Here is a 24955-nt window from a genome sequence, read left to right as displayed (position 1 = left end):
AGCGGCAGATGAAGCGTCACGACCACCAGAACTGCCAGCGCAAGCGCACCGGCCAGATCGGACCAGAACTCGGGGCGTGTATTCGGCGTCATGGGATCCTCCATCGCTTATGTTGTCACTTTGTTCTCATATGTTCTCGATTCGATCAAGAACTTTTTAAGAACATGTGATGCATAATGTCGAAACCTTACCCGACCGAGAGGTAGCGAATCGCCTTGTCCTGTTCCATCAGCCACAAAAGCACCCGCGCCGCCTGCCCGCGCGTGCTGGTCAGATCGGGGTCATCTGCCAGCAATTTGCGCGCATCCGATTGCGCGACCGCCATCAGCCCGGCCTGGCGTTCCAGATCGGCGACGCGGAACCGGGGCAGCCCGGATTGCGCGGTGCCGATCAGATCGCCCGCGCCACGAATGGCCATATCCTCTTCGGCGATGCGGAAGCCGTCCTCGGTATCGCGCAAAAGTTTCAGGCGGCGGGCCGCCGTTTCGCCCAAGGGCGGTTCATAGACCAGCAGGCAGGTCGAGGCCGCCGCCCCGCGCCCGACGCGCCCGCGCAACTGGTGAAGCTGGGCCAGCCCGAAACTCTCGGCGCGCTCGATCACCATGATCGAGGCATTGGGAACATTCACGCCCACCTCAATGACCGTGGTGGCGACCAGCAGCTTGGTCTCGCCCGCGATGAACCGCGCCATGGCGGCGTCTTTCTCGGCGGGCGGTAGCTGGCCATGCACCAGCCCCACCACGCCCTCGCCCAGAGCGGCGCGCAGATGATCAAAACGCGCCTGTGCAGCGGTCAGGGGGCTGGCTTCGGATTCCTCGACCAGCGGGCAGACCCAATAGGCCTGACGCCCCTCGGCAATGGCGCGGCGCAGATGATCGATCACTTCCGTCAGCCGCGCGGTCGAGACAAGCGCGGTCTGCACCGGCTGCCGACCGGGGGGTTTTTCATCCAGAACCGACACATCCATATCCCCGTATTGCGCAAGCGCAAGCGAACGCGGGATGGGGGTTGCGGTCATGACCAGCATATCGACGCCCGCACCCTTTTCGGCGAGTGCGGCCCGTTGCGCCACGCCGAAACGGTGTTGCTCGTCGATCACGGCAAGCCGCAGGTCATGAAATTCGACGCCCTTCTGGAACACCGCATGAGTACCCAGTACGATCTGAATGCGCCCCTCGGCCAGCGCGGCCAGTTTCTCGGCGCGCTCGACCCCTTTGTCGCGCCCGGTCAGCAAGGCGATTTCCACGCCCGCAGCCCGCGCCAGTGGGCTCAGGCTTTCAAGATGCTGGCGGGCAAGGATTTCGGTAGGTGCCATCATCACGCCCTGCCCGCCTGCCTCGACCGCGATCAGCAGCGCCATCAGCGCAACCAGCGTCTTGCCCGCGCCGACATCGCCCTGCAACAGCCGGTTCATGCGCCGGGGGCTGGCCATATCCCCGGCGATTTCCGCGATGGCGCGGGTCTGGGCAGCGGTCGGGCTGTAATCGAGCGCCGCCAGAACACGGGCCTGCAGGACGCCCGTGCCACAGCTTTCGCGCCCCGGTTTGCGCCGCGCCCGCGCGCGGGCCAGCGCAAGGGTCAGTTGATGCGCCAAGAGTTCGTCATAGGCCAGACGCGCGCGCGCCGGAGCCGTCGCCGCCAGATCGCCAAGGGTTTCAGGGGCATGGGCCTGTGTGATGGCGGCGCGCCAGTCGGGCCAGCCTTCGCGGGCCATCAAACCAGGGTCGATCCATTCCGCAAGCGCGGGCGCGCGGGTGATCGCGCCGCCGATGGCCTTGGCCATCAGTTTCGCACTGACACCGGCGCTCAGGCCATAGACGGCCTCAGTGCGCGGCAGCTCGGCGGCCTCCTCGGGGCGCAGGATATGGTCGGGATGGGGCATCTGCGCGATCCCGTCGAACAATTCGACCTTGCCCGAGACCAGCCGCCGCGCCCCGGTCGGCAGCAGTTTCTGCAGGTAATCGCCGCGCGCATGGAAGAATACCAGCTGAAACTCCGTCAATTCGTCGCGCACCTGCACACGGTAGGGACGCCCGCGCATGCGCGGCGGCTGATGCGCGCCGATGGTCACCTCGACCGTGGCGATGGCGGGGAAATCCAACCCCCGGATCGAGGGGCGGCGGGAGCGGTCGATCAGGTTCAGCGGCAGGTGAAACAGCAGATCGCGCGGGGTTTCGATCTGCAAGGAATTGAAATTCTTCGCTGTTTTCGGGCCAACCCCGTCCAGTGTCTCCAGCCCCGCGAAAAGCGGGAACAGGATTTCGGGGCGGCTGGCCATGTCAGGACGCCCCGATCAGGGCCAGCCACTGATCTTCGTCAATGACCTCGACCCCCAGATCGGCGGCTTTCTTCGCCTTGCTGCCCGCGCCCGGTCCCGCGATCAGCAGATCCGTCTTGGCGGAAACCGAGCCCGCGACCTTGGCCCCCAGCGCCTCGGCGCGCGCCTTGGCTTCGGCGCGGGTCATGCGTTCCAGCGTGCCGGTGAAGACGACTGTCTTGCCCGCCACCGGGCTGTCGGTCGCGCGCGCCTCGGCGGGCTGGATGTCGAGCATGGCGGCGAGCGCGTCGATCTCCGCCGCTTCGGCCTGAAAGCTGGTGAGCAGCGATTGCGCCATGACCGGCCCCACCCCGTCAATCGAGATCAGTTCGGCATAGGCAGCGCTTTCAGAGTCTTGCGCGTCGGACATGGCCGAACGGAAGGCGTCCCAACTGCCATAATGCGTGGCCAGCATCCCGCCCGAGGTTTCGCCCACATGGCGGATCCCCAGCGCGAAAATGAGCCGCGCCAGCGGGATGCGGCGCTTCTCGTCGATGGCGTCAAACAGGTTCTGCGCCGATTTCTCGCCCCAGCCCTCGCGGTTTTTCAACTGCCGGGGCTGGCCGGGGCCGAAACGCTCCTTGAGGGTGAAAATATCCCTGGGGCTGGCGATCCAGCCATCGCGCCAGAAGCTTTCGACCTGCTTCGCGCCCAGACCTTCGATATCGAAGGCGGCGCGGCTGACGAAATGCTTGAGCCGCTCGACCGCCTGCGCCGGGCAGATCATGCCTCCGGTGCAGCGGCGCACCGAATCGCCGGGTTCGCGGATGGCCGGGCTGCCGCATTCGGGGCAATGATCGGGCATCTGCCAGGGGATGGCCGTGTCGGGGCGGCGCGCGGGATCCAGATCGCGGATTTTCGGGATCACATCGCCCGCGCGGTAAACCTGCACCCAGTCGCCCACACGAATATCGCGCCCCTCGCGGATGGGCGTTCCGCGCGAATCGCGCCCCGCGATGTAATCTTCATTATGCAGCGTGGCGTTGGATACAACGACCCCGCCCACGGTGACGGGTTTGAGCCGCGCAACCGGGCTGAGCGCGCCGGTGCGCCCGACCTGAATGTCGATACCCTCCAACTGGGTCCAGGCCAGTTCGGCGGGGAATTTATGTGCGATGGCCCAGCGCGGCGTGGTCGAGCGCAGGCCGAGCCGGTCCTGATAGGCCAGATCATCGAGCTTGTAGACCACGCCATCAATATCATAGCCAAGGCTGGCGCGCTGCGCCTCGATCCCGGCATAGGTGGCCAGCAGTTCTGGAACCGTGTCGCAGCGGCAAAACAGCGGGTTGGTCGGAAAGCCAAGCGCGCGCAGCCGGGCAATCGCCCCGGACTGCGTGTCAGCCAGCGGCGCGGAGGTCTCGCCCCAGGCATAGGCGAAGAAACGCAAAGGCCGCGCGCGGGTGATCTCCGGGTCAAGCTGGCGCAGCGATCCGGCGGCGGCGTTGCGCGGATTGGCGAATATCTTGGCCCCGTTTTCGGCCTGCCGGGTATTCAGCGCCGCGAAATCGGCATGGGACATATAGACCTCGCCGCGCACTTCCAGAATGGTCGGCGCGCCCGCCAGGCTTTGCGGGATCTCGGCCATAGTGCGGACATTGGCGGTCACATCCTCGCCGGTCTCGCCATCCCCGCGCGTCGCGGCATGCAAAAGCCTGCCGTTTTCATAGCGCAGGGACAGCGACAACCCGTCGATCTTCGGCTCTGCCGTCAGCGCAAGCGGACGGTCGGGGCCAAGATTGAGGAAGCGGCGGATGCCTGCCACGAAATCGGTGACATCTTCCTCGGTGAAGGCATTGGACAGCGACAGCATCCGCCGTGCATGGCGGATCTTGCCGAAACCCTCGGCAGGGGCGGCGCCGAGGAAGGCGCTGGGGCTGTCGTCCCGCACAAGCTGGGGAAAACGCGCCTCGATGGCAGCATTGCGCTGGCGCAGCGCATCGAATTCCGCATCCGACAGGATCGGCGCATCCTCGCGGTGATAGGCGTCATTGGCGCGACTCAGGATCCCGGCCAGCCGCGCCAGTTCCCGTTCGGCCATGGCCGCATCAAGTTCCGCCACATCATATGCGGCTTCTGCCGCGTCGGCCCTGTTCCCCTTTTCCACGCCCGAGACCCTGCTATTGCCCGAAAATCAGGCCCAAGTGATAGGTGCGCGCGTGCCACAGGTCCAGTGCAAAGACATTACGCGGTCAGGCGGAAAGCGCGCTTCTCGGGATGCTGCCCTGAGCAAGCACAGGGTCGCGCAGCACATAGCCGCGCCCCCAGACCGTATCGATATAATTCTCGCCCCCGGTTGCTTCGGCCAGTTTCTTGCGCAGCTTGCAGATGAACACATCGATGATCTTCAGTTCCGGCTCATCCATGCCGCCATAGAGATGGTTGAGGAACATCTCCTTGGTCAGGGTCGTGCCCTTGCGCAGGCTCAGGAGTTCGAGCATCTGATATTCCTTGCCGGTCAGATGCACGGTCTGGCCATCCACCTCGACCGATTTGGCATCGAGATTGACCGCGATGCAGCCCGTGCGGATGACGGATTGGGAATGGCCCTGGCTGCGGCGGATGATGGCATGGATGCGTGCCACCAGTTCATCGCGGTGAAAGGGCTTGGTCAGATAGTCATCCGCCCCGTGGCCGAAACCGCGCAGCTTGGTGTCCGTGTCTGATTCGCCGGTCAGGATCAGAATCGGTGTGTCAACACGCGCCATCCGGATCTGGCGCAGCACATCCAGCCCCGCCATATCCGGCAGATTAAGGTCAAGCAGAATCAGATCATAGTCGTAAAGCTTGCTGAGTTCGATCGCATCCTCACCCATATCGGTGCAATAGACATTGAAGTTTGAATGGGTTAGCATCAGTTCGATGCTTCGGGACGTGTTCGGATCATCTTCAACAAGCAAGACACGCATCCAGCTTCTCCTTTATCGCCGTTAACGCAGTTTCATGTAGAAAAGTTAACTCCTCGTTACCGTGCATTAATCAGAGAAAAAAACAATCTAAAGTTGTCTGTATTTCTGCAAGGATGTTACCTTGAGTGCATCGACCCCATGTTCTGTGACCGCCTTGTGCCACAGATCGAACTCTTCATCCGACAGCGCGTAGCGTTCCAGCGCGGCTTTTCGTGATAAAAGCCCGGCTTCGACAGCGCGGATGACCAGCGCCTTGCGGCTGGCGACCCAGCGTCGCGTGTCCTTGGGCGGCAGATCGGCGAGTGTCAGCACGGTCCCATCCGCCAGTGTTACGGCCCGAGGGCCATCCACACGTTTGATATACATCGCATTCTTCCTCCTTCACCCATCCCAGGATGCGGGCAGGATCGCGCGAGGGTATTAATTCGGGGTTGACCGTGGCCTTGATCAGCCCTTGTGAATAGATTGCATTTTCCTATATTTCTTCGGAATTCACGGAAAGCCTGCGCAATGCCCTATGATACCCCCCTCAATTCGCTTGGGATCGCCAAGCCGCCTGCCGAAACGCGGGTCGTCGTGGCCATGTCGGGCGGCGTGGACAGTTCGGTGGTCGCTGCGGAACTGGCGCGCGAAGGCTATGATGTGGTGGGGGTGACGCTGCAGCTTTATGATCATGGCGCGGCGCTGGCGAAGAAAGGCGCCTGCTGCGCGGGCCGCGATATCCACGATGCGCGCCGCGTGGCCGAAGAGATGGGTTTCCCGCATTATGTGCTGGATTATGAATCGCATTTCCGCGAGTCGGTGATCGACGAATTCGCCGATGCCTATCTGGCGGGCGCGACCCCTGTGCCCTGTATCCGCTGCAACGAGCGGGTGAAATTTCGCGACCTCTTGGAAACCGCACGCGATCTGGGCGCGGATTGCATGGCGACCGGGCATTATATCCAGCGCAAGGTCGGTCCTGCCGGGGCCGAATTGCACCGCGCGGCGGATCCGGTGCGCGACCAGAGCTATTTCCTGTTCTCGACGACGCGCGAGCAACTGGACTTCCTGCGCTTCCCGCTCGGTCATCTGGCCACCAAGGCCGAGACACGGGCGCTGGCGGCGCAGCATGGCCTGAGCGTGGCCGACAAGCCCGACAGTCAGGATATCTGTTTCGTGCCCGATGGCGACTATGCCCGCGTGATCGAGAAGCTGCGCCCCGGTGCTGCGGATCCGGGCGAGATTGTTGATATGGCTGGCCGCGTTCTGGGCGCGCATGAGGGCATCATCCATTACACGATCGGCCAGCGCCGGGGCCTGGGGATCGGGGGGCTGTCAGAGCCCTTGTATGTCGTGCGGCTGGACCCGGAAACGCGCCGAGTGATCGTCGGGCCGAAAGCGGCGCTGGCCACGCGCACTGTGCCGGTGCGCGAGATCAACTGGCTGGGGGATGAACCCTTCACCGGGCGCCCGGAATGGGAATTGTCGGTCAAGCTGCGCTCGACCCGCCCGCCGGCCCCGGCGCTGGTCCGGCCCTTGTCCGAGACCGAAGCCGAGGTCGAATTGCTGACCCCCGAGGAAGGGGTCAGTCCGGGACAGGCCTGCGTGTTTTATGCGCCAGAGGGCAGCCGCGTCTTTGGCGGCGGCTGGATCTGGAAAGGGCGCTAGCCTGGACGGGACGCGGAGCCGCAAAAGCCTTTGCCGGTAAATGCGCTGGCGCCAGGCTGACAGCGGGGCATTGCTGGAATGCCCGAGATCATGAAAGGCCCGAGATCATGAAAAGGATGCCCATGTCTGCCCCTGCCCCGAAATCGCCGACCCGACTGCTTGCCGCGCTGGCTGGGTATATGTTGCTGCTCTTCCCCCTCACCGCGCAGGCCGACCCTGAGCGCGAGGCGCGACTGGCCGTTGCGCGCGCCTATGTTGCGGTCACGCTGGAGGATCTGGACGTGCCCGCGATGATGCGCGCGATGTATCGCCCGGTGCTCGATCAGGTGCGTAGCGGTGGCCAGCAGGTAACTCCTGAACAGGAAGCGCAGGTCGAAGCGCTCTATCTCGAAGTCATGTCAGAGCCGATGATCGATATGCTGCGTTCCCAGGATGAGCTTATGGCAGATCTCTTCTCTCTGAGCGAGCTTGAAGCGCTCAATGAATTCTACCGCACCGAGTTGGGCCGGTCAGTCATGCAGAAACTGCCGCAGGTGGTCGAGGCACAGATGCCGCAGACGATCATGGTAATGCAGGAAAACATGCAGATTATCATGCCGCAGCTGATGCGGATTCTGTACTGAGCCAACCCGGAACAGGAGACGGCATGACCGCACAGAATATTCTGGTGATGAGCAGTGGCGACCCTTCCGGGATCGGCCCGGAAATCGCCGTCAAAGCCTGTTTGGCCGGCGCGCCCCGCTTTGTCTGGCTCGGCGATCCGGCGCATCTGCCGGATGGGGCCGAATGGGTTGAAATCACGTCTGTCAGCGACGCCGCAGATGTTCCGGGCGCGGTCCTGCCCGTACTCAGGCATGACTTTCCCGCAGCCGCCATCGCGGGCCAGCCCGATCCGGCCAATGCCGGGGCGGTTGTCGAGGTGATCGCGCGCGCCGTGGGGCTGGTGCAGGCGGGGGCGGCGTCGGGTGTTGTGACCTGCCCCATCAACAAGGCGGCGCTGAAATCGGGCGCGGGATTCGGCTTTCCGGGCCATACCGAATTTCTGGCCGATCTGGCAGGCGGCGTGCCGGTGGTGATGATGCTGGCCTGCGAGGGGCTGCGGGTGGTGCCCGCGACGATCCATATTCCGCTGGCGCAGGTGCCGCGCGCGCTGACCGCCGGGGGTCTGGAGCAATGCCTGCGGATCACGCGGGCGGGGCTGATGCGGGATTTCGGGATTGCCGCGCCACGGATTGCCGTCGCCGGGCTGAACCCGCATGCGGGCGAGGCGGGCGTGATGGGGCGCGAGGAGATCGAGGTGATCACCCCGGTTCTGGAGCGGCTGCGCGCTGAGGGCTGGGCGATTGACGGCCCCCTGCCCGCGGATACCATGTTTCATGCCGGTGCGCGCGCCCGATATGATGTTGCCATCTGCATGTATCACGATCAGGCGCTGATCCCGATCAAGACGATTGATTTCGCAGGCGGGGTGAATGTGACGCTGGGCCTGCCCTTCATCCGCACCTCGCCCGATCATGGCACGGCTTACGGAATTGCGGGCAAGGGGCTGGCGGATGCGACCTCCCTGATCGCGGCCTTGAACATGGCGCAGGACATGGCTATCGCGCGCAGATGATCGACAATTTGCCCCCTTTGCGCGAGGTAATCCGCGCCCATGATCTGCGCGCGAAAAAGAGTTTCGGGCAGAATTTCCTGCTGGATCTGAACCTGACGGCGCGAATTGCGCGGGTCGCGGGGGATCTCTCGGGCACGGATGTGCTGGAAGTCGGCCCCGGTCCGGGCGGGCTGACACGCGGGCTGCTGGCCGAGGGCGCGCGGCGGGTGCTGGCCATCGAGAAGGATGCGCGCTGCCTGCCTGCGCTGGCCGAGATCGCAGCGGCCTATCCGGGGCGGCTGGAGGTGATCGAGGGCGATGCGCTGGCGGTGGATGCGCTTGCCCATCTGACCCCGCCGATCAAGATCGTCTCGAATCTGCCCTATAATGTCGGCACGGAACTTCTGATCCGCTGGATGACGCCTGATCAGTGGCCGCCCTATTGGGACAGCCTGACGCTGATGTTCCAGCGCGAGGTGGCCGAGCGGATCGTGGCGAAACCGGGATCGAAAGCTTACGGGCGGCTCGCGCTGATGGTGCAATGGCGGGCGGATGCAAAGATCGCGCTGCATCTGCCGCCCGAGGCATTCACGCCGCCGCCCAAGGTCAGCTCCAGCGTGGTGCATATCACGCGGCTGCAAGAACCGCGCTATCCGGCCGATGCACGCGTGCTGGAACGGCTGGTCGCCGCCGGGTTCAACCAGCGGCGCAAGATGCTGCGCGCCTCGCTGAAAGGGCAGCATCCGCAGATCGAGGCGCTGCTGGAGCAAAGCGGCATCGCCCCCACCGCGCGGGCCGAGGAGATCGGGCTTGAGGCGTGGTGCAGGCTGGCGCGGGCGATCGCGGGCTGATTTTTTCTCGCAAGGCAGCAATCTGTGCGGGTCGCGCGCATTAAGTGCTTTCTCGAAACGCTGCTGCCGCATGCGGAGCGCTTTTGCGCTCTGCCAGAGCAATCCGGCCCGACCTATTCTTGTGAAAACCACAGGGATGCGTAGGCTAATGCAGAGTTAACCTCTATATTGCGGACATCTTTCTCACGCGCCGAGACTGACGCCAGCCATCCGGAAAGACCCATGCTCGAAACCGCCGATGAGATCAATCTCGCCACAGCCCGAACCGATCCCGAATGGCTGGCACGTCTGGACGAGATCGCGGATGAGCGCGGCGCCTTCATGCCGCTGGGGGTGCATCATTTCGGCTGCTTCATCGAGGGCAATGACACGCTGCTGGTGACATTCGAATCCCTGCCCGAGATCCGCGCCATGCAGCCCGGTCATCGGCCGCTGGGCCTGCAGATCGCCGATCGTCATGGCTGGAGCGCGCTGATGTTGCTTGCGCGCGCGCCGCGCTGGTATCGGGATGCCGAAGTCCTCGATTTCTTCGACAGCCAGATCGATGCGGGGTTCTTCGAGAGCTTCAAGCGCGTGGTCTTCTATGGCGCGGGCATGTGCGGCTATGCCGCTGCGACTTTCTCGCTGGCGGCGCCGGGGGCGAGCGTGCTGGCGATTGCGCCTCAGGCCACGCTCGACCCGGAAATCGCGCCGTGGGAGACGCGGTTTCATACGCAAAGGCGATTCGATTTCCGCACGCGTTTCGGTTTCGCTCCGGCCATGCTGGAGGGGGCGCGCAACGCCTTTGTTGTCTATGACCCCGGCAATCATCTGGATGCGATGCATGCGACGCTGTTCCGGCGCCCCTTCGTGACCATGCTGCGCAGCCCGGTGCTGGGCGCAGAGAATACCGCCGCCGCACTGCACCGTTTCGGTGTGCTGGATACACTGATCGAGGCGGCGATGCGCGGGCGGCTGACGCCTGCGCGGTTTCACGATCTGATGCGCAAGCGGCGCGGGGATCCCGACTATCTGCGCTCGCTGGTCAAGCGCGCGGTCAAAAGCGATCACCCAACGCTGACCGCCATTGCCGCGCGCCATGCGCTGGCGCTGCGCGACAGCAAGGGAATGCGCAAGCGGCTGAAGCGTGTCGAGAAAACCCTCGCAGAGGCGCCGGAATAGGGCAATTCCGGGCTGGAAAGCGCAGCACTTTTCCGTATAGGGAAGGGCATGACCCAGAGCCTGACCCTGCCCCGCCCCGATGACTGGCATCTGCATCTGCGCGATGGCGCGATGCTGGCCGGAATTGCGCCCGAGAGCGCGCGCCATTTCGCCCGCGCGATCATCATGCCCAACCTTGTGCCGCCCGTGGTGACGGGGGCGCAGGCCGCCGCCTATCGCGACCGTATCCTTGCGGTGACAGGCACAGGCTTCACGCCCCTGATGACGCTTTATCTGACCGAGGCCACGGATCCGGCCGATGTGGTCGCCGCGCATAAGGCGGGGATCATCACGGCGGTCAAGCTCTATCCGGCAGGGGCCACGACCAATTCAGCCTCTGGCGTGCGCGATTTCGACCGCGTGCGCGCCGTGCTGGAGGCGATGGCCGAAGCGGGCATTCCGCTTTGCACCCATGGCGAAGTCACCGATCATGCGGTGGATATCTTCGACCGTGAGGCCGTCTTCATCGACCGTGTGCTGGACCCGATCCGCAGGAAAACACCGGGGCTGCGGGTGGTGATGGAACATATCACCACATCAGAGGCCGTGGCCTATGTGCAAAGCCAGCCCGCGGATCTGGGCGCCACGATCACCACGCATCATCTGGTGATCAACCGCAATCATATTCTGGTCGGCGGGATCAAGCCGCATTACTACTGCCTGCCGGTCGCCAAGCGCGAGGCGCATCGGCTGGCGCTGGTTCAGGCCGCGACCTCGGGCGATGCGCGGTTTTTCCTTGGCACGGATTCGGCGCCGCATGCGGATGACGCGAAGGAATCGGCCTGCGGTTGCGCGGGCTGTTTCACGGCCACGAACACCATGTCCATTCTGGCCCAGATCTTCGAGGAAGCAGGTGCTCTGGACAAGCTCGAAGGGTTTGCCTCGCGCAATGGTCCCGGCTTCTACCGCCTGCCGGTGAACAGCGCGACGATCACGCTGGAGAAGACCCCCGAGCCTGTCACCTACCCCGCCAAGATCGAGACCGGCGCAGGGCAGGTCACGGTTTTCGATCCCGGCTTCCCACTTTACTGGCAGGTCAGACAAGAAGCCACCTCCTGAACCTTCTGCATTTTCTTGCCAAAAATACTCAATACTCCGCCCGCTCACAGACCCGACGCCCGAAAGGACAGCCATGATCCCCGCCACCTATCCCGACCGCGCCACTGTCGCCCGCCTGACCGCGCGGATGCTGCTGGACATCAAGGCCGTGCATTTCAACGCTTCCGAGCCGTTTACCTTTGCCAGCGGGCTCAAGGCACCGACCTATATCGATTGCCGCAAGCTGATCAGCTTCCCGCGCATCCGATCAAGCCTGATGGATTTCCTCACCTGCCGGGTACTGGAAGATGCGGGTTTCGAAGCTTTCGACAATATCGCCGGTGGCGAGACGGCAGGCATCCCCTTCGCCGCGCTGGTCGCCGAGCGCATGGCGCTGCCCATGACCTATGTGCGCAAGAAGCCCAAAGGCTATGGGCGCAATGCGCGTATCGAGGGGGCGATGTCCGAGGGCCAGCGCGTGCTGCTGGTGGAAGACCTGACCACGGATGGCGGATCGAAGCTCAGCTTCGTCGATGCGATCCGCGAAACCGGCGCGGAATGTGCGCATACGGCGGTGATCTTCTATTACGGCATCTTCCCCGAGACCGAGCCGCGTCTGGCCGAGCATGGGGTGATGCTGCATTACCTCTGCACCTGGTGGGACGTGCTGGCCGAGGCCCGGCGCGGCGGCGATTTCGACACCGAGACGCTGGATGCCGTCGAGGCATTTCTGCGCGCGCCACGCGAATGGGGCGCGGGGCAGTAAGGAACCTCAGCGCGCCGCCCGTCGCCGGGCGGCGCATTGCGAGGATGCGCAGATAGCGCACCTGTTTGACCAGCCCTGGGATTGATGCAAGAACGCGGGCATGAACCTGCATGATTGGCCGTCTCTCAATCCCCAAGCCTTGCTGGCCGAACGTCTCTTTGGCGAAATGGGCACCCGTAGCCTGAAGCGCTGGCTGCAAGAACAATTCGAACGCATCGATGATCCCGGCTTCGCCAGACGCTTCAGCGATCACATCGCGCTTCCGGGTGTGGCGCAGGCGGATTTCAATCACCGCCTCATCCGAACTCGGGCAGGAACAATCCTTGGCGGGATACGCTTCCGTGGTGGCGACATCACGCGACCCTTTGTTGAGATTGTCTCGCATACTCTCGCAGACATTAAGGATTTGCGCGACACAGTAGAGCAGGAATGGAAGGACTTTTCCCCCAGCGCCATGCGCATCATTGCCGCCCCCGGATACCGGCCTGTATCTACCGCGCAGCTTGACATGAGCATACATGCCGCGCGCTACGACCAGATGCAGTGTCCGGATGGCAAGGTTCACCTGGCGCCCTTCGAGCGCGTGGAAGATGCCGTCATCATGGTCAAAAAGCGCTATGAAGATGTGGCCCAAACCGCGCCCGATCTGGGGCGCAACCTGTCGCCTGCCGCTGCCGCGGATCTGGCGGATTGGCACAGCAGAGGGGAGTTGCGCGCAATGATGGCGCATGCGAACGAGGTTTCGCAGCGCGTCGGCCTCCTCGCGGTGCGGCGCGGCGGGGTGGAATGGATCGAAGGCGATGAGGTCGCGGAAGAGGTCGTAGAGACGGCTTTCACCGGTCACGGTTTCGCGGCACAGGCGCAAATGGCCTGGGCCGCTGGACAAACAGCCAATCAGGACAGATTGCTGATCGGCACGATTGACAGACTGAACCTCACCTCAAGGCGTTCGGCTGAAAAAGCAGGGCGGCCCGCCGTGCTCGAATATGTTCTCGTAGCGCTTCGTCGCTCCCGGGAGCAACCAGCCCAAGGCCCGCAGGATTGAGCTTGCCCAGCTTGGAAAACACCTGCTGCGCCAAGAACCATACAATCCGCCGCTCCGGGCGCAGGCCGCTTGGGTCAGCGAGATGACGAAAACCAGAAGTCTCTGCCAGCCGACAGTTCGCGAGAAGGCTGACGCAATTCAGCGGGACGCCCGGACGCGGGTGATCAGGGCATGACCACTGCGCCCCCCGACGCAGTGGTCATGCCCAATCCGTCCCAATCGGGTTCAGTTCGCCTGACCCTGCTCGCGCCCTTGCTGCGCCTCGATCTCGCGCCAGCGGGCCACAGCGCGGTTGTGGTCCTGCAGGTTGCTCGAGAAAGTATGCCCGCCGGTCCCGTCCGCCACGAAATACAGATAAGGCGTGTCATCGGGGTCCAGTGCCGCCGCAATCGCGGCGCGGCCGGGATTGGCAATCGGCGTGGGCGGCAGCCCGTCGATCCGGTAGGTGTTGTAAGGCGTCACCGCATCAAGCTCCGAGCGCCGCAGCCCCCGGCCCAGCGTGCCCTGCCCGAGCGTGATTCCATAGATCACGGTCGGGTCGGTCTGCAGCCGCATCGGGATGCCCAGACGGTTGACGAACACACTGGCCACCTGCCGCCGCTCATCGGCCACACCGGTTTCCTTCTCGACGATCGAGGCCATGATCAGCGCCTCCTCCATCGTCTCATAGGGCAGGCCCTCGGCACGGGTTTCCCAAAGCTCTGCCAGAATCCGGGTCTGGCGCGATTCCATCTCGGTCAGCAGCGCCTCGCGATCCGCCCCGCGCGCAACGGCATAGCTGTCCGGCGCAAGCCAGCCCTCGCGTGGCACATCGCCCACCTCTCCGGTCAGGAATTCGGCCAGCCGCAGCCCTTCCCAGACCTGCCAGCTGGTCGCCCCTTCGGCCACAGTGATCCGATACTGGATATCGGACTGTTCGGCGAAACGGGCATACTCCTCGGGCGGTTCCTCGTCGCTGGCGAATTGCACCATGGTCTCGAAGCGCTGCGTGGCCGGGTCCAGTTCGCGCACCAGCGTGTCAATCCGCGTGACCCCGATCCGGTACTGGATCTCGGAACCGCAGGTCGAGGCCCCGCCGCGCGTGAGCAGGTCCATGATCTCATCCATCGAAGCCTGTTCCGGGATCAGGTAGGAGCCAAAGCGCAGCGCACCTGCGCGATCCGTATATTGCGCGCCAATGCGAAACACCGGTTCCGAGGCGATGGCCCCCTGTTCGGCAAGCCCGGTCGAAACCATGCGCAGCGAAGATCCCGGCGCCACGCGGAAACAGATCGGCTGCTCCAGCGGGCCTTCGGCATAGAAGCTGCGCTTGCCCGAGGAAATCACCACGGCAAGCGCGATCAGCCCCACGATCATCAGGGTCAGAATATTGGCAACGAAATGCCGGATCATGCCTCGGCCACCTTGCCAAGGATCAGGCTGGCATTGGTGCCGCCAAAGCCGAAGCTGTTCGACAACGCGATGGAAATGTCACGCTTGCGCGCCGCCTTGGGCGCGAGGTCAAGCGGTGTCTCCACCGCCGGGTTGTCCAGATTGAGCGTCGGCGGCGCCACCTGATCACGGATCGCGAGCACGCAGAAAATCGCCTCGACCGCGCCGGCCGCGCCCAGCAGATGGCCGATGGCGGATTTCGTCGAGGACATGGTGGCCGTCGCCGCCCCCGCGCCCAGCAGCTTTTCCACCGCTGCCAGTTCGATCACATCGGCCATGGTCGAGGTGCCATGCGCGTTGATATAGTCGATCTGCGAGGGATCAATGCCCGCCCGCGCGACCGCCGCTTTCATCGAGCGCAATGCGCCATCGCCATCTTCCGACGGCGCCGTGATGTGATAGGCATCGCCCGACATGCCATAGCCCAGCACTTCGGCATAGATTTTCGCGCCGCGCGCTTTGGCATGCTCGTATTCTTCCAAAACGACCACGCCCGCGCCCTCGCCCATGACAAACCCGTCGCGATCCGCGTCATAGGGGCGCGACGCCGCCTGGGGGTCATCGGCGCGTTTGGTCGAAAGCGCCTTGCAGGCATTGAAACCTGCAATCCCGATCTCGGAAATCGGGCTTTCCGCGCCACCCGCGATCATCACATCCGCATCACCCCACTGGATCAGCCGCGCCGCGTCGCCAATGGCATGGGCCCCGGTCGAGCAGGCGGTGACAACCGAGTGGTTCGGCCCCTTGAAGCCGAAGCGGATCGAGACCTGCCCGGAAACGAGATTGATCAGCGCCGAGGGGATGAAGAAGGGCGACACGCGCCGCGGCCCGCGTTCATTCAGCAGCACAGCCGTATCGGCAATGGCCGACAACCCGCCAATCCCCGAGCCGATCATGACCCCGGTGCGCTGGCGGCTTTTCTCATCTTCCGGCATCCAGCCCGCATCGCGCACGGCCTGTTCCGCAGCGGCCATGCCGTAGAGGATGAATTCATCGACCTTGCGGGCCTCTTTCGGTTCCATCCAGTCATCGGGATTGAACGTCCCGTCCGACCCGTCGCCGCGCGGGATTTCGCAGGCATAGGTGGTCGTGACGCGGCTTGCATCAAAGCGCGTAATCGGACCGGCACCGGATTGGCCTGCCAGCAGCCGCTCCCATGTCGCCTCCACGCCACAGGCCAGAGGTGTGACCATGCCAAGCCCGGTGATGACAACTCTCCGCATCGCGACATTCTCCTGAAACAGCCTCGGAATTCTGGCGATCTGATAACGGGTTTCGTGCGTCGGGGGAAGAGCGGAGCCTCGCCCTGTGGCGGGCTATCGCTGAAAAACCAGCCCGCCCTGCGCCCCTCGCCGCACCCCTGCATGCGTCGGGGTCACAACAAGAAAACGCCACCCCGTCGGGATGGCGCTTCAAAATCCGCAGCAGGATGCGAGGATCAGGCAGCTTCGGAGATGAATTTCACAGCATCGCCAAAGGTCTGGATGTTCTCGGCCGCATCATCGGGGATCTCGATGCCGAATTCTTCCTCGAAAGCCATGACCAGCTCAACCGTATCAAGGCTGTCTGCGCCCAGATCGTCGATGAAGGACGCGCCCTCGGTGATCTTGCCTTCGTCGACGCCCAGATGCTCGACGACGATTTTCTTCACGCGATCAGCGATATCGCTCATGTTCTTCCCCTTAGGTTTCGCCGCTCTGCGGCCTGATGTCCCTCATCCGTCACACGGGGCAACGGCAGTCTGCGCGCCCCATTAAGCGCAATGATCACGCAGGTCAAGTGCCCTGCGGGCCCATGTCGAGGCTGGCATTGCTATAGCACAGCGCACGGATGGCACAAATGATTCCGCGTCTCAGACCATCGCCATACCGCCATTGATATGCAGCACCGCCCCGGTCACATAGCTGGCCTCGGCGCTGGCCAGATAGAGGACGCCCGCCGCGATCTCTTCGGGCGTGCCCATGCGGCCTGCAGGAATGCGCTGATTGATCGCCTCCTGCTGTGCCTCCGTCAGCACTTCGGTCATGGGCGTGGCGATGAAACCCGGCGCCACGCAGTTCACCGTGATCCCGCGCGAGGCCACCTCCTGCGCAAGCGCTTTCGACAGGCCCACAAGCCCGGCTTTCGCGGCAACATAATTCGCCTGCCCGGGATTGCCGGTCGCCCCCACCACGGAAGAAATATTCACGATCCGCCCCCAGCGCGCTTTCATCATGCCGCGCAGAGAGCCACGCATCAGCCGCATTGCGGCGGTCAGGTTCACGTCCAGCACATCGGCCCATTGATCATCCGACATGCGCATCATCAGTGTGTCGCGAGTGATGCCGGCATTATTGACCAGAATATCCAGACTGCCCATCGCCTCGATCGCGGCTTTGGGCAGGGCTTCGACCGAAGCCGGGTCCGACAGGTTGCAGGGCAGCACATGCGCGCGCGCGCCAAGCTCGGCCGCGAGCGCCTGCAACGGCGCCTCGCGCGTGCCCGAGAGCGCGACCGTCGCGCCTGCACCATGCAGCGCGCGGGCGATGGCTGCACCTATGCCGCCTGATGCGCCTGTGATCAGGGCGGATTTTCCGGTCAGGTCGAACATGGCTTTCCTTTCGCAAATCTTGACATTGGGGCGTGATACGCAGCGCTCTATAGCAATCAGGGCGCGCTGATACCATGAGGAAGTTCGGACCGCGCGGCAACCGCACCCCGGCGTTGCCAGGAGGCCTGCTGGTCGCGGGCGGCACCGGGGCGAATGTGGCCGATCTGCAAATCCTGCCGCCGACGCGCTGATCCTCTTGCGAGGCGCTGGCCCCTCGCCTAAGAGGTGACGCATGAGCACACATGACCGCCTTCTGATCATCGATTTCGGCTCGCAGGTTACGCAGCTTATTGCGCGGCGCCTGCGCGAGCTGAATGTCTATTGCGAAATCCATCCCTACCAGAATGTGGATGATGCCTTTCTTGCGGCTTTCCAGCCCAGGGCGATCATCTTCTCGGGCGGGCCGGATTCAGTCACGCGCGCGGGATCGCCCCGCCCGCCCGCATCGGCCTTTACCCTTGGCGTGCCGATCCTGGGCATCTGCTATGGCCAGCAGGTGATGATGCAGGAACTGGGCGGTCTGGTCGAAACCGGCCATGGCACGGCGGAATTCGGCCGCGCGAAGGTCACGCCCTCGGGCAGCCCCCTGCCACTGCTTGAAGGCTGGTTCACAGATGGCCCCGAACAGGTCTGGATGAGCCATGGCGATCATGTCAGCCGCATCGCACCCGGTTTCGAAGTCTATGGCACTTCGCCCGGCGCGCCCTTTGCGATCACGGCAGATGTGGCACGCAATTTCTTTGCCGTGCAGTTTCATCCCGAAGTGCATCACACGCCGCGCGGCGCGGATCTCTACAAGAATTTCGTGAAGCTTGCGGGCTTCACCGGTGACTGGTCGATGGCCAGTTACCGCGAGGAAGCGATTACGAAAATCCGTGCGCAGGTGGGCGACAAAAAGGTGATCTGCGGCCTGTCAGGCGGCGTTGATTCCTCCGTCGCCGCCGTGCTGATCCATGAGGCAATCGGCGATCAACTGACCTGCGTTTTCGTCGATCACGGGCTTCTGCGGCTGAACGAGGCCGAGCAAGTCGTGAAGATGTTCCGCGACAATTACAATATCCCGCTGATTCATGCCGATGAATCCGACCTCTTCCTTGGCGAATTGGAGGGCGTTTCCGATCCGGAAACAAAGCGCAAGATCATCGGCAGATTGTTCATTGACGTGTTCCAGAAATACGCGGGCGAGATCGAAGGCGCGGAATATCTGGCGCAGGGCACGCTCTACCCCGATGTGATCGAATCGGTCAGCTTCTCGGGCGGCCCTTCGGTCACCATCAAGTCGCACCATAATGTCGGCGGCCTGCCCGAAAAGATGGGGCTGAAACTCGTTGAGCCGTTGCGCGAGTTGTTCAAGGATGAAGTGCGCACTCTGGGCCGCGAGTTGGGCCTGCCGGATCACTTCATCGGCCGCCACCCCTTCCCCGGCCCCGGACTGGCGATCCGCTGCCCCGGCGAGATCACCCGCGAGAAACTCGATATCCTGCGCAAGGCCGATGCGGTCTATATCGACCAGATCCGCAAGCACGGGCTCTATGACGAAATCTGGCAGGCTTTCGCGGCGATTCTGCCCATGCGCACCGTGGGCGTGATGGGTGACGGGCGGACCTATGATTACGCGCTGGCGCTGCGCGCGGTCACATCGGTCGATGGGATGACGGCGGATTACTACCCGTTCAGCCATGACTTCCTTGGCGAAACCGCGACGCGGATCATCAATGAAGTGCGCGGCATCAACCGGGTGTTTTATGACTGCACCTCGAAACCACCGGGGACGATCGAGCTGGAGTAAAGCCGCGCAGGCTGACCTTGCGTCAACATCCGCCAGTGTGGAAACATCTTTTCTGGGCAAAACTGTCATGCTAGGCATGGGATAAGGTGGAAAATCCGCCGGGCGCGCGCCCTCTGGCGCGGGCCAAAAAGAATAACAAACCGATGGGAGACTTCAGATGAAAAAGATGCTTCTCGCCAGCACGGCGCTGGCGTTCGCGGCAAGCATGGCCGTTGCCGATGAGGTGAAGATGGGGGTTCTGCTGGGCTTCACCGGCCCGATTGAATCGATCACACCGCATATGGCCGATGGCGCTGAAATGGCGTTCCGCGAAGTCAGCGAGAGCGGCCTGTTCCTTGGCGGCAGCACCATCACGCCTGTGCGCGCGGATTCGACCTGCGTCGATTCCTCCGCGGCTCAGGCTGCAGCAGAGCGGATGATCTCCTCCGATGGCGTCGTGGCGATCATGGGCGCAGACTGTTCGGGCGTGACCATGGCCGTGCTGCAGAACGTGGCGATGTCGGCGGGCATTCCGATGATCTCGCCCTCCGCGACCTCGCCGGCCTTCACTACCACAGAATCGAACGGGCTGTTCTTCCGCACCTCGCCTTCTGATGCGCGTCAGGGCGAGATTCTCGCAGGAATCGTGATGGAGCGCGGTTTCAGCGAGGTTGCGCTGACCTATACCAATAACGACTATGGTGCAGGCTTCGCCAATGCGTTCGAGGAATCCTTCCTTGGCATGGGCGGCACGATCACCTCGAAAGTGGCGCATGAAGAAGCGCGCGGCGACTACTCCGCCGAAGTCGGTCAGCTTGCTTCGGCAGGCGGCGATGCGCTGGTGATTCTGGGCTATGTTGATGGTGGCGGCTCGATGCTGCGCACTGCCTATGAACTCGGCGCCTTCGAGAATTTCTTCATCGGCGACGGCATGTATGGCGATGAGATGATCTCGGCTGTGGGTGAAGCCCTTGAAGGCACCATCGGCACGATCCCCTGGGCCGAAGGCGAAGGTGCTGACCGCTTCCACGAAATGGCACAAGAAGCCGGTGTTCAGGGCCAGTCCAGCTATACGCGCGAAAGCTATGATGCCGCTGCCCTTCTGGCACTGGCCGCACAAGCCGCAGGCGAGGCAACGCCCGCAGGTATCGCGGCCAATATCCTGAATGTGGCCAATGCTCCGGGTGAGGAAATCCTGCCCGGCGAACTGGCACGCGGTCTGGAGATTCTCGCCAATGGCGGCGAAGTCAACTATGTCGGCGCGACAAATGTTGAACTGGTCGGCCCCGGCGAAGCGGCTGGCAGCTACCGTGAATATGTCGTCGAAGGCGGCGAATATGTGACGGTGCAGTTCCACTGATCGTTCCGGGTCCGAAAGGGTCCATCCGGCCCGGGGAGCACTTCCCCGGGCCGTTTTCGAATATCACACAGGCGAGGGGCAGAGATGGCGATGATCCGGGTCGAGAACCTGCACAAGCATTTCGGCGGGTTTCATGCGGTGGATGGCGCGACACTTGAAATCGCGGAAGGCTCCATCACCGGGTTGATCGGCCCCAACGGCGCCGGAAAAACCACACTTTTCAATGTGATCGCAGGCGTTCTTCCACCGACCTCGGGCCGGGTGCTGATGCAGGGCGAAGATATCACCGGCCTGGCCCCGCATGTGTTGTTCTCCAAAGGCCTGCTGCGCACCTTTCAGATCGCGCATGAATTTCATTCCATGACCGTGCGCGAAAACCTGATGATGGTGCCGCCGGGCCAGTCGGGTGAAAACCTGTGGTCGGCCTGGTTCCATGGCGCGCGCGTGCGCGAGGAAGAAGCCCGCATCCGTGCCCGCGCCGATGAGGTGCTGGATTTTCTGACCATCAGCCATATCGCCGATGAGAAGGCAGGCCAGATCTCTGGCGGGCAGAAGAAACTGCTGGAACTTGGCCGCACCATGATGACCGATGCCAAGGTCGTGTTCCTCGATGAGGTCGGCGCGGGGGTGAACCGCACGCTTCTGAATACGATTGCCGATGCCATCGTGCGGCTGAACAAGGAACAGGGATATACATTCGTCGTGATCGAACATGACATGGATTTCATCGGCCGTATCTGCAACCCCGTCATCTGTATGGCCGAGGGCAAGGTGCTGGCCGAAGGCACGCTCGATGAGATCAAGGCCAATGAACAGGTGATCGAGGCCTATCTGGGAACCGGGCTGAAGAACAAGATTGTGCAGGAGGAAGGCCATGTCTGAACGCTTTTTTCAGTCCGTTGCAGCACTGGCTGTCGCGCTGTCGGGCAGCGCCGCGCTCGCCGCGTCGGAGGCCTGCACGCCCCTGCCTGGTGGCTTTCAGTTCTGCCCCGAGGATACAGCCTGGGCCGATGCCGAAGTGATTCCCTTCAGCAATGGCGTGGCCTTCGACCTGCCCCCCTACTGGCTGGAGGTGATGGAACCCCCTGCGGAGATCGCCGCCGCCCCGTCCCTCGATGCAGCACTTGAAGCGCTGGCAGAACTGGTCGCGGAACAGGCCCGCAACGAGGGGCTTGAGGCGCCCGAGATCATGGATCGCGGCGCGTTCACTGCGGGCGCGCTGGAGGCCGTGACCCTGACCACCCGCATCGACCTGCCCGAAGATGATCCGATGATCTTTGTCTCCATGATCGCCGGTCAGGGCGATGCGCGGCTTTTCGTCTCGCTTGATGACGAAAACGAGGACGCGGCGGATGTGGCGCAGGAATTGCGCCGCATCGCGGGTCTGTTCAGCCTGATAGAGGAATAAGCGATGGCAGAGCCTTTCCTGATAGGCGACATGATGACCGGCGGCTATGGCGGCGCGGATATCCTGCATAGCTGCACCATCGCCGTCGAAAAGGGCCAGATCGCCGTGATCGTCGGGCCGAATGGCGCGGGCAAATCCACGGCGATGAAAGCGGTTTTCGGAATGCTGAAAATCCGCGAAGGTCAGGTGCGACTCAATGGCGAGGATATCACGGCGCTCACTCCGCAGGCGCGTGTGTCCAAGGGCATGGGGTTTGTCCCGCAGACGAACAATATCTTTCCCTCGATGAGCGTGGAAGAGAACCTCGAAATGGGGGCCTTTATCCGCACCGATGATATCCGCGAGACGATGGAGCAGATTTACGAGCTGTTCCCGATCCTGCGCGACAAGCGCAAGCAGGCGGCGGGCGAGTTGTCGGGCGGGCAGCGCCAGCAGGTCGCTGTGGGCCGCGCGCTGATGACCAAACCCTCGGTGCTGATGCTGGACGAGCCGACCGCAGGCGTCAGCCCGATTGTCATGGATGAGCTGTTCGACCGCATCATCGAGATCGCGCGCACCGGTATCTCCATCCTGATGGTGGAACAGAACGCCAGGCAAGCCCTTGAAATCGCTGACAAAGGCTATGTGCTGGTGCAAGGCGCCAATCGCTACACCGATACCGGGCAGGCACTTCTGGCCGACCCGGATGTGCGCAAATCGTTTCTGGGGGGATAAGGCTGATGGAACCGCTCAACGCGCTGGTCAGCGTCTCGAATTTCATGCTCATCCCCGCGCTCGCCTATGGCAGCCAGTTGGCGCTGGGCGCGCTGGGGATCACGCTCATCTTCTCGATCCTGCGTTTTGCCCATTTCGCCCATGGCGACACGATGGCGCTGGGGACCGCCGCGGTCATTGGCGGCACATGGTTCCTGCAGGCGCGGGGCATCAGCATAGACCCGTTGCCGACCGCGCTTCTGGCGATTCCTTTCGGGATTCTGGTTCTGGCCGCCTATCTGCTGGCCGCAGACCGGCTGGTCTATCGCTATTATCGCAAGGTGAAAGCGAAGCCCATGATCTTCGTGATGGCCAGCCTTGGCGTGATGTTCGTGACCAACGGGATCACGCGGCTGTTCATGGGCGTGGGCGAGACGCGGTTTGAAGATGGCGGGCGCTTCCTGTTCACGGTGCGCGAGTTCCGCGACTGGACCGGGCTGACTGAGGGCATGGCGCTGCGCTCGGCGCAGGCGGTCACCATTGTCACCGCACTTGTGGTCATGGTGGTGCTGTTCTGGTTCCTGAACCGTACCCGCGCGGGCAAATCGATGCGCGCCTATTCCGATAACGAGGACTTGGCGCTGCTGTCGGGCATCAATCCCGAACGTGTGGTGCGCATCACATGGGTGATCACCGCGATCCTCTTGGTGCTGGCGGGCACGCTTTACGGGTTGGACAAGGGCTTCCGCCCCTTCAACTATTTCCAGCTTCTGCTGCCGATGTTTGCCGCCGCCATCCTTGGCGGGCTCGGCTCGCCGATCGGGGCGATTGTGGGGGCCTATGTCGTCGCTTTCGCGGAGATGGGTATCACCTTTGCCTGGCGGCGGGTCTTCTCCTATCTCGCGCCCGAGGGGATGGAACCAAGCGCGATGATGCAGCTTCTGCCGGTGGATTACAAATTCGCCGTGACCTTCGCGATCCTCGTGATCGTGCTCCTGTTCCGCCCGACCGGTATCTTCAAGGGGAAAGTGCTATGAGCCTGACCGCGCGCGATCTGGGTCTTTTCGCCGGTATGCTGGTGGTGCTGGCGATGGTCGCCATGTTCCAGAGCCCGCAGCTTGCAGTGACGATCCTGAACATGAGCCTGATTTCGGCCATCATGGCTCTGGGCGTGAACATGCAATGGGGCTATGCGGGCCTGTTCAATGTGGGGATCATGGGTTTCACCGCCGTGGGTGGCCTGGCCGTGGTGCTGATCGCGCAGCCGCCGGTGCCCGAGGCATGGGCCGCAGGCGGTCTTGGTATCCTGCTGGGGCTGATGCTGGGCGTCGCGACGATCCTGGCCGCGGTCGCGGTCTACAAACGCATGGCCCCCAGCAAATTGCGCGGGCTCGCGATCTTCGCCGTGCTGGTCGTGGGCTGGCTCATCACCAGTCAGGTCTTTGCGCCGGCCAAACAGGCGGTGCAGGCGGTGAACCCGGCCTCCGAGGGGTATCTGGGTGGCGCAGGACTGCCGGTGATTCTGGCCTGGCCCGTGGGGGCCGTCTTCGCCGCCGGGGTCGCCTGGCTGGTGGGCAAGGTCAGCCTGGGCCTGCGCTCGGATTATCTGGCCATCGCGACGCTGGGGATTTCCGAGATCGTGATCGCCGTGCTGAAACATGAACGCTGGCTGGCGCGGGGCGTCAATAACGTCACCGGCATTGAACGCCCGGTCGCCCGGCCCATCGAATTGCAGCCCCTGCCCTGGGTGCAGTCGCTGGCCGAAAGCTTGGGCTGGAGCGTGTCACAAACCGCCTCGGTCCTGTCCGGCCTTGGCTATGCGGCCCTCTTCACGCTGGTTCTGGGCCTGCTGATCTGGCTGGCCGAACGCGCCCTGAACTCGCCCTGGGGCCGGATGATGCGCGCCATCCGCGACAATGAAATCTCGGCCCGCGCCATGGGCAAGGATGTCACCCGCCGCCATCTGATGATCTTCGTTCTGGGCTCGGCGGTCTGCGGCTTGGCGGGCGCGATGATGGTGTCGATGGATGGCCAGTTGACGCCGGGCAGCTATGAACCCCTGCGCTTCACCTTCCTGATCTGGGTGATGGTGATCGTGGGCGGGTCGGGCAATAACTGGGGCTCGGTGCTGGGTGCCTTTGTCATCTGGTTCCTCTGGGTGCAGGTCGAACCGGCGGGACGCTGGTTCATGGATCTGATCACATCAGGCATGGCGGACAGCTCGGCCCTGCGTCGGCACTTGCTGGATTCGGCGGCCTATATGCGGCTGCTGACCATGGGGGTGGCACTTCTGTTGATGCTGCGCTTCGCGCCGCGCGGGCTGATCCCGGAGCGCTGA

23 protein-coding genes are annotated in these 24955 nt (G+C 63.3%); 15 read left to right on the top strand and 8 right to left on the bottom strand.

The window, feature by feature from the left end; genetic code table 11:
* Positions 1 to 187 precede the first annotated feature (187 nt).
* From recG to sciP, 4 genes are all read right to left on the bottom strand, one after another.
* Positions 188 to 2278 (bottom strand): ATP-dependent DNA helicase RecG, encoded by a 2091-nt coding sequence (gene recG, locus BG457_RS17765; protein ID WP_071799038.1) that lies wholly within the window; start codon positions 2276 to 2278, stop codon positions 188 to 190.
* 1 nt (position 2279) lies between these two features.
* Entirely contained in the window at positions 2280 to 4355 is a 2076-nt protein-coding gene (gene ligA, locus BG457_RS17760; RefSeq protein WP_084657727.1) for an NAD-dependent DNA ligase LigA, read from the bottom strand.
* Between the two features lie 151 nt (positions 4356 to 4506).
* The gene (gene ctrA / locus BG457_RS17755) at positions 4507 to 5223 is read right to left on the bottom strand and encodes a response regulator transcription factor CtrA (RefSeq protein ID WP_071799034.1); all 717 of its coding nucleotides are present in this window, start codon (positions 5221 to 5223) and stop codon (positions 4507 to 4509) included.
* A gap of 87 nt (positions 5224 to 5310) precedes the next feature.
* Entirely contained in the window at positions 5311 to 5589 is a 279-nt protein-coding gene (gene sciP / locus BG457_RS17750; protein ID WP_071799031.1) for a CtrA inhibitor SciP, read from the bottom strand.
* A gap of 144 nt (positions 5590 to 5733) precedes the next feature.
* Here sciP and mnmA point away from each other — a divergent pair, with 144 nt between their 5' ends.
* The 8 genes from mnmA (at position 5734) to BG457_RS17710 (ending at position 13367) form a co-directional block, all read left to right on the top strand.
* Positions 5734 to 6873, top strand: a complete 1140-nt coding sequence (gene mnmA, locus BG457_RS17745) for a tRNA 2-thiouridine(34) synthase MnmA (RefSeq protein WP_071799029.1) — start codon at positions 5734 to 5736, stop codon at positions 6871 to 6873.
* Between the two features lie 122 nt (positions 6874 to 6995).
* Entirely contained in the window at positions 6996 to 7496 is a 501-nt protein-coding gene (locus BG457_RS17740; protein ID WP_175546825.1) for a DUF2059 domain-containing protein, read from the top strand.
* Positions 7497 to 7519: 23 nt separating this feature from the next.
* Positions 7520 to 8488 (top strand): 4-hydroxythreonine-4-phosphate dehydrogenase PdxA, encoded by a 969-nt coding sequence (gene pdxA / locus BG457_RS17735; RefSeq protein ID WP_071799028.1) that lies wholly within the window; start codon positions 7520 to 7522, stop codon positions 8486 to 8488.
* Positions 8485 to 9318 carry a 16S rRNA (adenine(1518)-N(6)/adenine(1519)-N(6))-dimethyltransferase RsmA gene (gene rsmA / locus BG457_RS17730; protein ID WP_071799025.1) on the top strand — a complete coding sequence of 278 codons (834 nt, stop codon included), beginning with the start codon at positions 8485 to 8487 and terminating at the stop codon, positions 9316 to 9318. Before pdxA ends, rsmA begins: the two co-directional genes overlap by 4 nt.
* A 222-nt stretch (positions 9319 to 9540) precedes the next feature.
* A complete protein-coding gene (locus BG457_RS17725; protein WP_071799023.1) occupies positions 9541 to 10479 on the top strand; it encodes a hypothetical protein in 939 nt (312 codons plus the stop codon).
* Positions 10480 to 10527: 48 nt separating this feature from the next.
* Positions 10528 to 11577: a dihydroorotase gene (gene pyrC, locus BG457_RS17720; RefSeq protein ID WP_071799021.1), complete on the top strand. Its 1050-nt coding sequence runs from the start codon at positions 10528 to 10530 to the stop codon at positions 11575 to 11577.
* Positions 11578 to 11650: 73 nt separating this feature from the next.
* A complete protein-coding gene (locus BG457_RS17715) occupies positions 11651 to 12322 on the top strand; it encodes an orotate phosphoribosyltransferase (protein WP_071799019.1) in 672 nt (223 codons plus the stop codon).
* Positions 12323 to 12422: 100 nt separating this feature from the next.
* A complete protein-coding gene (locus BG457_RS17710) occupies positions 12423 to 13367 on the top strand; it encodes a hypothetical protein (RefSeq protein WP_071799017.1) in 945 nt (314 codons plus the stop codon).
* Between the two features lie 225 nt (positions 13368 to 13592).
* On the opposite strand, the gene mltG is transcribed toward BG457_RS17710, so the two are convergent.
* The 4 genes from mltG to fabG all read right to left on the bottom strand — a co-directional run bounded on the left by mltG (position 13593) and on the right by fabG (position 17388).
* Entirely contained in the window at positions 13593 to 14759 is a 1167-nt protein-coding gene (gene mltG, locus BG457_RS17705) for an endolytic transglycosylase MltG (RefSeq protein ID WP_071799015.1), read from the bottom strand.
* Positions 14756 to 16021, bottom strand: coding sequence for a beta-ketoacyl-ACP synthase II (gene fabF, locus BG457_RS17700; RefSeq protein ID WP_071799013.1), 1266 nt, complete (start codon positions 16019 to 16021; stop codon positions 14756 to 14758). The genes mltG and fabF overlap by 4 nt, the downstream gene beginning before the upstream one ends.
* A gap of 215 nt (positions 16022 to 16236) precedes the next feature.
* The gene (locus BG457_RS17695; protein WP_071480778.1) at positions 16237 to 16470 is read right to left on the bottom strand and encodes an acyl carrier protein; all 234 of its coding nucleotides are present in this window, start codon (positions 16468 to 16470) and stop codon (positions 16237 to 16239) included.
* A 180-nt stretch (positions 16471 to 16650) separates the two neighbouring features.
* Positions 16651 to 17388, bottom strand: coding sequence for a 3-oxoacyl-[acyl-carrier-protein] reductase (gene fabG, locus BG457_RS17690; RefSeq protein ID WP_071799010.1), 738 nt, complete (start codon positions 17386 to 17388; stop codon positions 16651 to 16653).
* 232 nt (positions 17389 to 17620) lie between these two features.
* Here fabG and guaA point away from each other — a divergent pair, with 232 nt between their 5' ends.
* The 7 genes from guaA (at position 17621) to BG457_RS17655 (ending at position 24955) form a co-directional block, all read left to right on the top strand.
* A complete protein-coding gene (guaA, locus tag BG457_RS17685) occupies positions 17621 to 19177 on the top strand; it encodes a glutamine-hydrolyzing GMP synthase (RefSeq protein WP_071799008.1) in 1557 nt (518 codons plus the stop codon).
* Between the two features lie 157 nt (positions 19178 to 19334).
* Positions 19335 to 20516 carry an ABC transporter substrate-binding protein gene (locus BG457_RS17680; RefSeq protein ID WP_071799006.1) on the top strand — a complete coding sequence of 394 codons (1182 nt, stop codon included), beginning with the start codon at positions 19335 to 19337 and terminating at the stop codon, positions 20514 to 20516.
* A 90-nt stretch (positions 20517 to 20606) separates the two neighbouring features.
* A complete protein-coding gene (locus BG457_RS17675) occupies positions 20607 to 21398 on the top strand; it encodes an ABC transporter ATP-binding protein (RefSeq protein WP_071799295.1) in 792 nt (263 codons plus the stop codon).
* Complete coding sequence (locus BG457_RS17670; RefSeq protein ID WP_071799004.1) at positions 21391 to 21924, top strand: hypothetical protein; 534 nt, start codon at positions 21391 to 21393, stop codon at positions 21922 to 21924. The genes BG457_RS17675 and BG457_RS17670 overlap by 8 nt, the downstream gene beginning before the upstream one ends.
* Positions 21925 to 21927: 3 nt before the next feature.
* The gene (locus BG457_RS17665; protein WP_071799002.1) at positions 21928 to 22638 is read left to right on the top strand and encodes an ABC transporter ATP-binding protein; all 711 of its coding nucleotides are present in this window, start codon (positions 21928 to 21930) and stop codon (positions 22636 to 22638) included.
* Between the two features lie 5 nt (positions 22639 to 22643).
* Positions 22644 to 23654 (top strand): branched-chain amino acid ABC transporter permease, encoded by a 1011-nt coding sequence (locus tag BG457_RS17660; RefSeq protein WP_071799000.1) that lies wholly within the window; start codon positions 22644 to 22646, stop codon positions 23652 to 23654.
* Positions 23651 to 24955: a branched-chain amino acid ABC transporter permease gene (locus tag BG457_RS17655; protein WP_071798998.1), complete on the top strand. Its 1305-nt coding sequence runs from the start codon at positions 23651 to 23653 to the stop codon at positions 24953 to 24955. Before BG457_RS17660 ends, BG457_RS17655 begins: the two co-directional genes overlap by 4 nt.

The organism is Natronohydrobacter thiooxidans (assembly GCF_001884735.1).
Taxonomy (GTDB): domain Bacteria; phylum Pseudomonadota; class Alphaproteobacteria; order Rhodobacterales; family Rhodobacteraceae; genus Roseinatronobacter; species Roseinatronobacter thiooxidans_A.
Note: the sequence above shows the minus strand (reverse complement) of the source record. Positions and strands in the feature narration are given on the sequence as shown.

Excerpts from the sequence above, each read along its gene's own strand:
- recG (WP_071799038.1), bottom strand. The coding sequence starts at position 2,278 with ATGGCCAGCCGCCCCGAAATCCTGTTCCCGCTTTTCGCGGGGCTGGAG.
- ligA (WP_084657727.1), bottom strand. The coding sequence starts at position 4,355 with ATGGCCGAACGGGAACTGGCGCGGCTGGCCGGGATCCTGAGTCGCGCC.
- ctrA (WP_071799034.1), bottom strand. The coding sequence starts at position 5,223 with ATGCGTGTCTTGCTTGTTGAAGATGATCCGAACACGTCCCGAAGCATC.
- sciP (WP_071799031.1), bottom strand. The coding sequence starts at position 5,589 with ATGTATATCAAACGTGTGGATGGCCCTCGGGCCGTAACACTGGCGGAT.
- mnmA (WP_071799029.1), top strand. The coding sequence starts at position 5,734 with ATGCCCTATGATACCCCCCTCAATTCGCTTGGGATCGCCAAGCCGCCT.
- BG457_RS17740 (WP_175546825.1), top strand. The coding sequence starts at position 6,996 with ATGTCTGCCCCTGCCCCGAAATCGCCGACCCGACTGCTTGCCGCGCTG.
- pdxA (WP_071799028.1), top strand. The coding sequence starts at position 7,520 with ATGACCGCACAGAATATTCTGGTGATGAGCAGTGGCGACCCTTCCGGG.
- rsmA (WP_071799025.1), top strand. The coding sequence starts at position 8,485 with ATGATCGACAATTTGCCCCCTTTGCGCGAGGTAATCCGCGCCCATGAT.
- BG457_RS17725 (WP_071799023.1), top strand. The coding sequence starts at position 9,541 with ATGCTCGAAACCGCCGATGAGATCAATCTCGCCACAGCCCGAACCGAT.
- pyrC (WP_071799021.1), top strand. The coding sequence starts at position 10,528 with ATGACCCAGAGCCTGACCCTGCCCCGCCCCGATGACTGGCATCTGCAT.
- BG457_RS17715 (WP_071799019.1), top strand. The coding sequence starts at position 11,651 with ATGATCCCCGCCACCTATCCCGACCGCGCCACTGTCGCCCGCCTGACC.
- BG457_RS17710 (WP_071799017.1), top strand. The coding sequence starts at position 12,423 with ATGAACCTGCATGATTGGCCGTCTCTCAATCCCCAAGCCTTGCTGGCC.
- mltG (WP_071799015.1), bottom strand. The coding sequence starts at position 14,759 with ATGATCCGGCATTTCGTTGCCAATATTCTGACCCTGATGATCGTGGGG.
- fabF (WP_071799013.1), bottom strand. The coding sequence starts at position 16,021 with ATGCGGAGAGTTGTCATCACCGGGCTTGGCATGGTCACACCTCTGGCC.
- BG457_RS17695 (WP_071480778.1), bottom strand. The coding sequence starts at position 16,470 with ATGAGCGATATCGCTGATCGCGTGAAGAAAATCGTCGTCGAGCATCTG.
- fabG (WP_071799010.1), bottom strand. The coding sequence starts at position 17,388 with ATGTTCGACCTGACCGGAAAATCCGCCCTGATCACAGGCGCATCAGGC.
- guaA (WP_071799008.1), top strand. The coding sequence starts at position 17,621 with ATGAGCACACATGACCGCCTTCTGATCATCGATTTCGGCTCGCAGGTT.
- BG457_RS17680 (WP_071799006.1), top strand. The coding sequence starts at position 19,335 with ATGAAAAAGATGCTTCTCGCCAGCACGGCGCTGGCGTTCGCGGCAAGC.
- BG457_RS17675 (WP_071799295.1), top strand. The coding sequence starts at position 20,607 with ATGATCCGGGTCGAGAACCTGCACAAGCATTTCGGCGGGTTTCATGCG.
- BG457_RS17670 (WP_071799004.1), top strand. The coding sequence starts at position 21,391 with ATGTCTGAACGCTTTTTTCAGTCCGTTGCAGCACTGGCTGTCGCGCTG.
- BG457_RS17665 (WP_071799002.1), top strand. The coding sequence starts at position 21,928 with ATGGCAGAGCCTTTCCTGATAGGCGACATGATGACCGGCGGCTATGGC.
- BG457_RS17660 (WP_071799000.1), top strand. The coding sequence starts at position 22,644 with ATGGAACCGCTCAACGCGCTGGTCAGCGTCTCGAATTTCATGCTCATC.
- BG457_RS17655 (WP_071798998.1), top strand. The coding sequence starts at position 23,651 with ATGAGCCTGACCGCGCGCGATCTGGGTCTTTTCGCCGGTATGCTGGTG.